At 68.3% G+C, this 11,024-nt stretch carries 9 protein-coding genes; 6 read left to right on the top strand and 3 right to left on the bottom strand.

Going from position 1 to position 11,024, the window contains the following annotated elements; all coding sequences use genetic code 11:
• Window positions 1-1,007: cation:proton antiporter (locus tag DBR34_RS22520; protein ID WP_258223788.1), on the top strand; the 1,007-nt coding region annotated here is incomplete at its 5' end.
• Between the two features lie 513 nt (window positions 1,008-1,520).
• Here the strand turns inward: DBR34_RS22520 and DBR34_RS09675 are convergent.
• Both DBR34_RS09675 and DBR34_RS09670 read right to left on the bottom strand, forming a co-directional pair.
• A complete protein-coding gene (locus tag DBR34_RS09675) occupies window positions 1,521-2,402 on the bottom strand; it encodes an AraC family transcriptional regulator (RefSeq protein ID WP_128096626.1) in 882 nt (293 codons plus the stop codon).
• A gap of 177 nt (window positions 2,403-2,579) precedes the next feature.
• Window positions 2,580-3,896 carry an aminotransferase class I/II-fold pyridoxal phosphate-dependent enzyme gene (locus tag DBR34_RS09670; RefSeq protein WP_128096625.1) on the bottom strand — a complete coding sequence of 439 codons (1,317 nt, stop codon included), beginning with the start codon at window positions 3,894-3,896 and terminating at the stop codon, window positions 2,580-2,582.
• 234 nt (window positions 3,897-4,130) lie between these two features.
• Here DBR34_RS09670 and DBR34_RS09665 point away from each other — a divergent pair, with 234 nt between their 5' ends.
• From DBR34_RS09665 to DBR34_RS09655, 3 genes are all read left to right on the top strand, one after another.
• Window positions 4,131-4,859, top strand: coding sequence for a response regulator transcription factor (locus DBR34_RS09665; protein WP_308812526.1), 729 nt, complete (start codon window positions 4,131-4,133; stop codon window positions 4,857-4,859).
• Window positions 4,860-4,863: 4 nt separating this feature from the next.
• Complete coding sequence (locus DBR34_RS09660) at window positions 4,864-6,150, top strand: ATP-binding protein (RefSeq protein WP_128096624.1); 1,287 nt, start codon at window positions 4,864-4,866, stop codon at window positions 6,148-6,150.
• A gap of 162 nt (window positions 6,151-6,312) precedes the next feature.
• Entirely contained in the window at window positions 6,313-7,113 is an 801-nt protein-coding gene (locus DBR34_RS09655) for a MipA/OmpV family protein (RefSeq protein WP_128096623.1), read from the top strand.
• Window positions 7,114-7,195: 82 nt separating this feature from the next.
• On the opposite strand, the gene clpB is transcribed toward DBR34_RS09655, so the two are convergent.
• Window positions 7,196-9,781 (bottom strand): ATP-dependent chaperone ClpB, encoded by a 2,586-nt coding sequence (clpB, locus tag DBR34_RS09650; protein WP_128096627.1) that lies wholly within the window; start codon window positions 9,779-9,781, stop codon window positions 7,196-7,198.
• Window positions 9,782-9,964: 183 nt separating this feature from the next.
• Between clpB and DBR34_RS09645 the strand changes: the two genes are divergently transcribed.
• Together DBR34_RS09645 and DBR34_RS21760 are read left to right on the top strand one after the other, a co-directional pair.
• Window positions 9,965-10,459, top strand: coding sequence for a sigma-70 family RNA polymerase sigma factor (locus DBR34_RS09645; RefSeq protein ID WP_128096622.1), 495 nt, complete (start codon window positions 9,965-9,967; stop codon window positions 10,457-10,459).
• On the top strand, window positions 10,449-11,024 hold a 576-nt coding region (locus tag DBR34_RS21760), incomplete at its 3' end, for a FecR domain-containing protein (protein WP_219928252.1). The genes DBR34_RS09645 and DBR34_RS21760, both read left to right, overlap by 11 nt.

The following is an 11,024-nucleotide window of genomic DNA, read 5'->3' as shown; positions in this document are numbered from 1 at the left end:
CCCTGGCGGTACTGGCCATCGCGCTGGGCGTGGCGTTCGGCTCGGCGATGCTGTTCGGCGTGTCCTTCGCACTGGGTGCGTTCTTCGCCGGCATGCTGCTCAACGAATCGGAGTTGAGCCACAAGGCCGCCAACGATTCGCTGCCGCTGCGCGATGCGTTCGCGGTGCTGTTCTTCGTCTCGGTGGGCATGCTGTTCAACCCGGCCATCCTGATCGAGCATCCTTGGCAGGTGCTGGCCACCGCGGCGATCATCATGTTCGGCAAGTCCGCCGCCGCGTTCGTGATCGTGCGCGCGTTCGGCCACCCCACCGGCACCGCGCTGACCATCTCGGCCAGCCTGGCGCAGATCGGTGAGTTCGCCTTCATCATCGCCGGCCTCGGCGTGACGTTGAAGATTCTGCCGCCCACCGGGCAAGCGCTGGTACTGGCCGGCGCGCTGATCTCGATCATGCTCAACCCGGTGGTGTTCGGTCTGCTTGATCGCTGGCTGCTCAAGCACCAGGAAACCACCCCGACGGCGGTGGAAACGGATCTGCCGCCAGGCCCGTCGCTGGACCTGCACGACCATGCCATCGTGATCGGCTACGGCCGCGTCGGCAGCGCGCTGGCGCAGGTGCTGCGCGACCGCGGCGTGCCGGTGCTGGTGATCGACGACAACAAGGAACACGTGGCCGAAGCACACGCGGCCGGCCTGCCCGGCATCCGCGGCAGCGCCGCCTCGGACAAGGTACTGGCCGAGGCCCACCCCGAGCGCGCGAAGATCGCGGTGCTGGCGATTCCGCAGCCGCTGGAGGCCGGCGAAACCCTGGCCAAGCTGCGCGCGCTCAACCCGGGCCTGACCCTGCTGGCGCGTGCGCACAGCGATGCGGAAGTGAAGCACCTGCTGGAGCACGGTGCCGACGGCACGGTGATGGCCGAGCGCGAGCTGGCCTATTCGCTGGCCGAAATGGTCATGGCCACCCCGCCGTACCGCACCATGGGCAAGCACAGCATCCCGGTGGTGTAACGCGCCGCCATGCGCGGGTCGCATAGACGCATCACCGGATACCGCCGCGTCGGTACGCCGGATACCGACACGCCGGTGCGCCACGCATCGCCGCGTCGATGCACAACACACCGCCGCATTGGCGCATCACATCCGGGTTCCGGCATCCCGTGCAGCCACCCATGGGGTGGCTCTACCCCCGGTGCGGCGATGCAGCAGGCACCGCCACGTCGGTACGCCGGATACCGACACGCCGGTGCGCCACGCATCGCCGCGTCGATGCACAACATACCGCCGCATTGACGCATCACATGCGGGTTCCGGCATCCCGTGCAGCCACCCATGGGGTGGCTCTACCCCCGGTACGTCTGTGCAGCAGGCACCGCCAGGTCGATACGCCGGGGACCGACACGCCGGTGCGCCACGATCACCCCGTCGATGCACAACACACCGCCGCATTGATGTATCCCCGGTAGAGCCACCCCATGGGTGGCTGCGTTTCATGCCGGCACCGCGTACCGACGTTGCGTCCGGTCAGCGCAGCGGCACGCAGATGTCCGCGCGCAGGATCGCCTCGGGCACGTCTTCGGGATCATCCAGATAGTGGTAGTACAGCGGCGCATCGCGCAGGGCGCGGCCGCTGTCGGGCAGCCACTGGCGCAGCAGTGCGTCGGTGGCCGCTTCCAACCCGCCATAGGGGCCCACATGGCGCAGCACGGCATACGCGCCACCGCCCAGGGTCAGCGCGCGCAAGGGCGCCGGGAGGTCGGCCAGGGCGCGGCCAAAGCCCATGCCGCATTCGAATTCGCACGCATCGGCCGGCACATCGCGATGGTCGTTCAGCGCGATGCCCACCAGCGCCTGCAGGTGGTCGGCCAGGCCCTGTTCCGCGGCCCAGGCATACACCCGCCCGAACGCCTGGTCGAGGTCGTCGAAGGCACCCCGCGTGCGCAGTACCACCACGTCGAACGGCTCCAGCGCGGTCACCTGCACCTGCAGCGGGGTCGTGTCGTCGTTACCGTCGCCGGCAGGCAACGACAGCCGGTGCTGCCAGTGGGCGCGCAGCGCCGCATCGTCGCGCAGCGCGCTGGGCGTGGCATCGAGCGCCTGCCGACACGCGCGCGCCAACGCCTGCGGGCTTTCAAAGCCCACCTCCAGCGCAACCTCGGTTACCCGGCTGTCGGCGTGGGCCAGCAGCTGCAGCGCGCGCAGCAGGCGCAGGCGGGCCACGGTGCGCCCCGGGGTTTCGCCGGTCAGCGCGCGGTACAGGCGATGGAAATGGAAGGGCGACTGGTGCGCGATGGCGGCCAGCGCATCCAGGTCGGGCAAGGGCTCGCCGCTACGCAGGCACTGCTGCAGGTGGGCAATCACACGGTCGATGCCGTGGCGTTGGCGTAGCTGGGCAATGCGGCTCATGACGGGCTCCGTGTCGGGGTGACGTCCAGCATGCGTCGGTGCCCGCCACGGCGCGTGGCCGATCTTGCGCAGTTGGAGGGCCGTCACCCGGATGGTAGCGCCCCTCCAGGCAGAACGTGGTTCTGCCGGAAAAACCCCACGACGGCCGGCCCGCACCGGCCGCCGTGGGCACCACCTCTACGCCTTCGCCAACGCCTGCTGCAGGTCGGCAAGCAGGTCGTCGATATGTTCGATGCCGATCGACAGCCGCACGGTGTCCTCACTGACCCCGGCCTTCTCCAGCTCGGCCGCATCCAGCTGCCGATGGGTGGTCGAGGCTGGATGGGTGGCCAGTGACTTCGCATCGCCCAGGTTCACCAGCCGGGTGAACAGCCGCAACGCATCCAGGAAGCGCGCGCCGGCCGCGCGGCCACCGGGCAGGCCGAAGGTGAGCACGCCCGAGCCGTGGCCACGCAGGTACTTCTGCACCAGCGCATGCTCGGGATGGTCCGGCAGCGCGGCATAGTTCACCCAGTCGACCTTGGCGTGGTCGCGCAGGAACGTGGCCACCGCCAGTGCGTTGGCGTTGATCCGGTCCAGGCGCAGCGCCAGGGTCTCGATGCCCTGCAGGATCAGGAAGGAATTGAACGGTGAAATCGCCGCGCCGGTATTGCGCAATGGCACCACGCGCGCGCGGCCGATGTAGGCCGCTGGCCCTAGGGCTTCGGTATAGACCACCCCGTGGTAGCTCACGTCCGGCTCGTTCAAGCGCCGGAAGCGCTGCTTGTGCTCGGCCCACGGGAAGCGGCCCGAATCGACGATGGCGCCGCCCAGGCTGGTGCCGTGGCCACCGAGGTACTTGGTCAGCGAGTGCACCACTATGTCCGCGCCGAAATCGAACGAGCGCTGCAGGTACGGGGTGGCCACGGTGTTGTCCACGATCACCGGCACGCCGTGCGCGTGGGCGATCTTCGCCACCGCTTCGATATCGGTGATGTTGCCGCGCGGGTTGCCGATCGACTCGACGAAGACCGCCTTGGTACGGTCGTCGATCAGCGCCGCGAACGCCTCGGGGTCGTTGTAGTCGGCAAACCGGGTCTGGATGCCGAACTGCGGCAGCGTGTGCGCGAACAGATTGTAGGTGCCGCCATACAGCGCGTTGGAAGAGACGATGTTGTCGCCGGCCTCGGCGATGGTCTGGATGGCGTAGGTAATGGCCGCCTGCCCGGAGGCCAGCGCCAGCGCGCCGATACCGCCCTCGAGTGCGGCGATGCGCTGCTCCAGCACGTCGGTGGTGGGGTTCATGATGCGGGTGTAGATGTTGCCCGGCACCTTCAGGTCGAACAGGTCCGCGCCATGCTGGGTGTCGTCGAAGGCGTAGGCCACGGTCTGGTAGATCGGCACCGCCACCGCGCGCGTGGTGGGGTCGGGTTTGTAGCCGCCGTGCACGGCAATGGTTTCCGCACGCCACTGCGGCGGCGTTGGGGCCTGCTCGGGACTGCCGTGCTCTGACATCGCGCCTCCTCCGGTTGAACGCCGACGATACCCGAGCAGCGCGCGTATGCACGCGCCCGCTCATGCCCATTGCGCATGGGCTTAGAGGCGGTCGTGATCTGCATCGATGCCGCCACCGCACGCCGGCGCATGGTGACCGTTGCCCGAGGTTCAGCGATCAGGGGCAGGCCATTGCTAGGCTGCGCCGCCCAAGGGCGACACCCGCCGCCCATTACCGGCAAGGAACCCCGGACGATGTCCGCAGTGCAATGGATGCCCGACAGCCTGCCGCCCACGTTGCCGCAGGTTCTGCTGGTGGAAGACGACCGTCGCCTTGGCGAGCTGGTGCAGCGTTACCTGGGCGAGCATGGATTCGCGGTGGTGCCGGTGCATCGCGGTGATCTGGCCGTGGAGGCCTGCCACCGGTTGTCGCCGCAGGTGGTGGTGCTGGACCTGATGCTGCCCGGCATGGGCGGGATCGAAGTGTGCCGCCAGATCCGCGCGTTTTCCGATGTGCCGATCCTGATCCTGACCGCCTGCGAAGACGACGTGGACCAGGTGCTGGGGCTGGAATCGGGCGCGGACGACTATGTGCTCAAGCCGGTCGAGCCGCGCCTGCTGCTGGCCCGCCTGCGCGCACTGCTGCGCCGCCAGCAGCCCGGCGGCGCCACCCGCAGCAAGGCCAGCTTCGGCAGCCTGTGCATCGACCGCGCGCAGCGCGAAGTCACCCACGCCCAACAGCGCATCGACCTCAGCACCACCGAGTTCGAGATTCTGTGGGTGCTGGCCAGCCAGCCCGGGCAGATCCTCTCGCGCGACCAGATCCTGCTGGCGGTACGCGGCATCGGCTTCGATGGGCTGGACCGCAGCGTGGACGTCTGCATCGGCAAGCTGCGCCGCAAGCTCGGTGACGACCCACGCGAGCCGCGCCGGATCAAGACCATCTGGGGGCGCGGCTACCAGTTCAGCCCGGCCGGATGGTAAGCCGATGATCCGCCTGTTCCTGCGGCTGTGGCTGATCACCGGGGCCTGCTTCGTGCTGTCGGTGCTTGCACTCAACATGCTCCTGGACCGGATCTACTCGCCGCTGGCCGAAGCGACCTTCGCGCAGCAGATGCGCGGCCAGGTCCATACCCTGCGGGAGGGCCTGGCCGGGCGCAGCGTGGAGGCGCAGCACGCCCAGCTGGCCCGCTGGCAACCACACTACGGGATCGACCTGGCCCTGCTTGACGCTGCTCCGCCCCTGGACGCGCAGGAGCAGGCGGCCGTGCGGACGCAGGGCTTCGTGGTCCGCGACCGGTTCCAGACCGTGCTGCTGCCGATCGACAGCCCCCAGGGCCGCTGGCTGGGCCTGCATCTGCCCGGCGAGGTCACCATGACCCTGCACAGTACGGTGCTGGCCTACATTGGCATCCTGTCGCTGCTGGGGGCCAGCATCTACCTGTGGGTGCGCCTGCTCTGGCGCGATCTGGACATCCTGCGCGGGCATGCCGACCGTATCGGTGCCGGTGAACTGCATGCCCGCGCGCAGGTGTCACCGCGCTCGCAGATCCGCGTGGTGGTGGAGCATTCCAACCGGATGGCCGCCAAGGTGGCCCAGCTGGTGCAGGGTCAGCGCGATCTTACGCACGCCATCTCGCACGAACTGCGCACGCCGGTCGCCCGCCTGGCCTTCGGGCTTGACCTGGTCGAGGAGGCGGGCGACGCGCAACGCCCGGCCCTGCTTGACGGCATGCGCAGCGACCTGGCCGAACTCAATCGGCTGGTGAGCGAGCTGCTGGCCTACGAACGGCTGGAACACCGCGGCGATCATCGCCCGTGGCAGCAGGTGGATGCGCGCCCCTGGCTGGAACAGGCCCTGGCCGATCCGCAGCGCGAGGCCGACGCCACGGGCATTGCGCTCCACGTGGTCAGCTGCCGCCCAGACCAGGTGGGCATGGAGCCGCGCCTGATGCAACTGGCCCTGAGCAACCTGGTGTGCAACGCGCTGCGACACGCCCGTACCCGTGTGGAGATCAGCGTGCTGGAAGGCGATGGCTGCTGGGCACTGCGCGTGGAGGACGATGGTGAGGGCATCGCCGAAGCCGACTGGCAACGCGTGCTGCAGCCGTTCACCCGCCTGGATGACAGCCGCAGCCGGGACACCGGCGGCTTCGGCCTGGGGCTGGCGATCGTGCGCCGCATCGCCGAACGCCATGGGGGCGAGGTGCGGGTTGCGCGGGCATCGCTGGGCGGAGCGCGGCTGGATATCCGCTGGCCGATGCCGAAGGCCTGAACCGCGCCCTGCTCCGGTTACATCTGCTTACAACTCTCCTACAAATCGGGAAAGAACGGCCGCGCCGGCATCGCCAAGATGCCAGCCCTGCAGTCGCATCCGGATCGCGCTTGATCGCACCGGCCTCCCACTGCAGCGTCCATTCCCCTGCAGAGAGTAAGCATGAATTCCATTTGCCTGATCCTGGCCCTGGCGCCCGTAAGCCTGATGACCCTCACCTCGGCCAAGGCCGCCACCCCCACCCCGGACCGCTGGGGGTTCGAGGTGATGGCCGGTGCCGGCGTGGCGCCGCGCTACAGCGGCAGCGACGAATACACCGCCGTGCCGCAGCTGGGGTTTGAAATCAGCGCGCCGGGCGGCTGGTTTCTCGGTAGCAGCGGGCTGGGCTGGGGCACCACGCTGGGCGAGCGCGGCAGCGTCCGCGCCTACCTCGGCGGCAGCGGCAGCCGGCGCGACAAGGACGCGCTGCTGGGCGGCTCGGACTACCTTCGCGGCATGGGTGAGATCCATACACGGGCGCTGGCGGGTGTGGATGGCAGTCTCTCGCTCGGGCCGACCCTGCTGAGTGCCAGCGTGCAGCACGCGCCCAGGGACAAGGACCGCGGTGACAACGGGCTGGCCACCCGGCAGGTCCAGCTGTCGCTGGAGGTGCCGTTGTTCGATGTTGCCGGTGGCAGTCTCAGCGTTCGTGCCTCCACCGCATACGGTGACGCCGGCTATGTGCAGACATGGTACGGCGTGAGCGCGGCGCAGTCGGCACGTAGCGGCTTCGCCCGGTACACCCCGTCGGCCGGCCTGACCAGCGCCGGGGTCGGCCTGAAATGGGTGCGCCCGCTCTCTGTCAGCAGCAGCTGGTTCATTGGCGTGGAAGGCAACCGCCTGCTGGGCGATGCCGCCGACAGCCCGATCGTGCAGCGCAAGACCCAGCTGGGGGCGATGAGCGGCTACCAGTACCGCTGGTAAGGCGCGTCGGGCGTCGCCGACCGCAAAAAAAAGGTCCGGTGACGCGTGTCACCGGACCCTTGGGTGGCTGCGCGATGCGGGCTCAGCCCTTGTTGAAGACCAGCTTGCCCTCGGCCGCATCGACCTGGATCACCTCGCCACTGACGAACGCGCCGGACAGGATCTTCTGCGCCAGCGGATTTTCCAGCTGCGACTGGATCGCACGCTTGAGCGGCCGCGCGCCGTAGACCGGATCGAAGCCGACGTTGCCCAGCAGCTGGAAAGCCGCGTCGCTGACCTCGATGCGCAGCCCGCGTTCGGCCAGGCGCTTCTCCAGGCCCTGCATCTGGATGCGGGCGATCTGCTTGATCTGCACCTTGTCCAGCGGATGGAACACGACGATGTCGTCCAGGCGGTTGATGAACTCCGGGCGGAAGTGCGCCTGCACCACGCCCATCACCGCGGCCTTCATCTGCGTGTAGGCCTCCGGCGTGTCGTCGCCACTCATGTCCTGGATCTGGTGCGAGCCCAGGTTGGAGGTCATCACGATGACAGTGTTGCGGAAGTCCACCGTACGGCCCTGGCCGTCGGTGAGGCGGCCGTCGTCGAGCACCTGCAACAGGATGTTGAACACATCCGGGTGCGCCTTCTCCACCTCATCCAGCAGGATCAGCGAATACGGACGGCGACGCACGGCCTCGGTGAGGTAGCCGCCTTCTTCGTAGCCCACATACCCCGGCGGTGCACCGATCAGGCGCGCAACGCTGTGCTTCTCCATGAACTCGCTCATGTCGATGCGGATCATCGCGTCGGTGCTGTCGAACAGGAACTCGGCCAGCGCCTTGCACAGCTCGGTCTTGCCCACGCCGGTGGGGCCGAGGAACAGGAACGAACCGCTGGGACGGTCCGGATCGGACAGCCCGGCACGCGAACGCCGCACCGCGTCGGACACGACCTTGATCGCCTCCTCCTGCCCCACCACCCGCTCATGCAACATCTGCTCCATGCGCAGCAGTTTGTCGCGCTCGCCTTCCAGCATGCGGTTGACCGGAATGCCGGTCCAGCGCGACACCACCTCGGCGATTTCCTCGGCCGTGACCCGGTCCTGCACCAGCTTGAACTCGGTGGTCTCCACTTCCTGCGCCGCGGCCAGCTGCTTTTCCAGCTGCGGCAACTGGCCGTACTGGATTTCGCTCATGCGGCCGAAATCCTGGCGGCGCTGGGCCGACTCCAGCTCGAGCTTGGCATGCTCGATCTGCTCCTTGATCCTGGTGGCGCCCTGCAGCGTGGCCTTCTCCGACTTCCAGATTTCATTGAGGTCGGAGAACTCGCGCTCCAGCGCATCGATGTCGCTTTCCAGGTCGGCCAGGCGCTGGCGCGAGGCCTCGTCCTTTTCCTTCTTGAGCATTTCGCGCTGGATCTTCAGCTGGATCAGGCGCCGCTCCAGGCGGTCCAGCTCTTCGGGCTTGGAGTCGATCTCCATGCGGATGCGCGAGGCGGCCTCGTCCATCAGGTCGATGGCCTTGTCGGGCAGCTGCCGGTCGGCGATGTAGCGGTGCGACAGCGTGGCCGCCGCGACGATCGCCGGGTCGGTGATTTCCACGCCGTGGTGCACGGCGTATTTTTCCTTGAGCCCGCGGAGGATGGCGATGGTGTCTTCCACGCTGGGCTCACCCACCAGCACCTTCTGGAAGCGGCGCTCCAGCGCGGCGTCCTTCTCGATGTACTTGCGGTACTCGTCCAGCGTGGTGGCGCCCACGCAATGCAGTTCGCCGCGCGCGAGCGCCGGCTTGAGCATGTTGCCGGCATCCATCGCGCCATCGGCCTTGCCCGCGCCCACCATGGTGTGCAGTTCGTCGATGAACAGGATTACCTGCCCTTCGCTCTTGGCCAGGTCGTTCAGCACGCCCTTGAGGCGCTCTTCGAATTCACCGCGGAACTTGGCACCGGCAATCAGCGCGCCCATGTCCAGCGACAGCACGCGCTTGCCGCGCAGGCCTTCGGGCACTTCGTCGTTGATGATGCGCTGGGCCAGGCCTTCCACGATCGCGGTCTTGCCCACGCCGGGTTCGCCGATCAGCACCGGGTTGTTCTTGGTCCGGCGCTGCAGCACCTGGATGGTGCGGCGGATTTCCTCGTCGCGCCCGATCACCGGGTCCAGCTTGCCGCTCTCGGCACGCGCGGTCAGGTCGATGGTGTACTTTTCCAGCGCCTGGCGCTGGTCTTCGGCATTTTCCGACTGCACGCTTTCGCCGCCGCGGATCTTGTCGATCGCCGCGTCGATGCGGGTCTTGTCGGCACCGGCAGCGCGCAGCGCCATGCCCAGCGTGCCGCTGTCGTCCAGGGCCGCCAGCACGAACCACTCGCTGGCAATGAAGGCATCGCCGTGCTGCTGGGCCAGCTTGTCGGTGGTGTTGAGCAACCGGTTGAGGTCATTGCCGATCGACAGGTTGCCTTCCTGCCCGGATACCTTGGGCAGCGCTTCCATCGCCTCGTTGAGGCGCTCGCGCAGCACCGGCACGTTGACCCCGGCCTGGGACAGCAGCGGGCGCGTGCTGCCGCCCTGCTGGTCCAGCAGCGCGGTGAAGACGTGCACCGGTTCGATGATGTTGTGGTCGCGGCCCACGGCCAGCGACTGGGCGTCTGCCAGCGCCTGCTGGAAACGCGAGGTGAGCTTGTCCATCCGCATGGGGAATTCCTCTTTCATGTCATGGCCAGCGTGGCTGGCAGATGTAACGGATATGCGGTTGTCGCGCAGTGATTCAAGACAAACCGGCACTGGCAATACAGCCTCCGTATTGCCATACTTGCGAATCATTCTCATTCCCATCGACTCGGACGCGGCGTGGCGTCCGCATTTCCAAGGCATCCCATGCAGGCACAACGCGAGCACCTGGGCGCCCTTTACCGGGACCACCGCAGTTGGCTGCACGGCTGGCTGAGCGGCCGCGTGGGCTGCCGGGAAACCGCGGCCGATCTCACCCAGGACACCTTCGCGCGCCTGCTGCAGGACCGTGACCTGGCGGCCCTGCGGGAGCCGCGCGCGTTCCTGACCACGGTGGCGCGCGGGCTGGCGGCCAACTGGTTCCGGCGCCAAGCGCTGGAGCGGGCGTACCTGGAGTATCTGGCCCAGTTTCCCGAGGCCGTCCTGCCCTCCCTGGAAGAACAGGCGCTGGTGCGCGAAGCGCTTCAGCAGATCGACGCCATGCTGGACGGCCTGCCGACGATGGCGCGCCGCGTGTTCGTGCTGGCTCAGTTCGACGGCCTGCGCTATGACGCCATCAGCGACCGGTTGGGCCTGTCCCTGTCCACCGTCAAGCGACACATGAAACGCGCCCTGCTGGGCTGCCTGCTGCATGCACCCTGAGCCGGTCCAGCCTGCTGCGCTGTCGCCCGCGGTGCTGGAGCAGGCGGCCGAGTGGATGATGCGCCTGCACGAAGACGCCAGCGTCGCCGTCCATCAGCAGTGGCGGCACTGGCACGACGCCCACCCCGACCACACCCGTGCCTGGCAGCGCGCCGAACAGCTGATGACGCTGACCGCGCAGGTGCCTGCCCCGCTTGCCCAGCGTGCGTTACAGGCACCGGTCTCCCGCGGCCGCCGCGCAGTGCTGCGCAGCGTGGTCGGGGTGCTGCTGGGGGCACCACTGGGCGGTCTGCTGGCGTGGCGGCTGTGGGACCAGGCCGCATGGGACGCCAGCGTGCGGACCGCCGTCGGCGAGCGGCGGCGCGTGGTACTGGACGATGGCAGCGTGCTGCACCTGGCCACGGCCAGCGCGGTGGACGTGGCTTTCGATGGGCAACAACGTCTGGTGCGCCTGCGCCAGGGCGAGATCCACATCGACACCGCCATCGATCCGCAGCGGCCAGCGCGCCCCTTCCGGGTGGCCACGCCGCAGGGAATGCTGCGGGCGCTGGGCACGCGCTTCAGC

Source organism: Stenotrophomonas sp. HMWF003, from assembly GCF_003061285.1.
Lineage (GTDB): Bacteria > Pseudomonadota > Gammaproteobacteria > Xanthomonadales > Xanthomonadaceae > Stenotrophomonas > Stenotrophomonas maltophilia_AP.
Note: the sequence above shows the minus strand (reverse complement) of the source record. Positions and strands in the feature narration are given on the sequence as shown.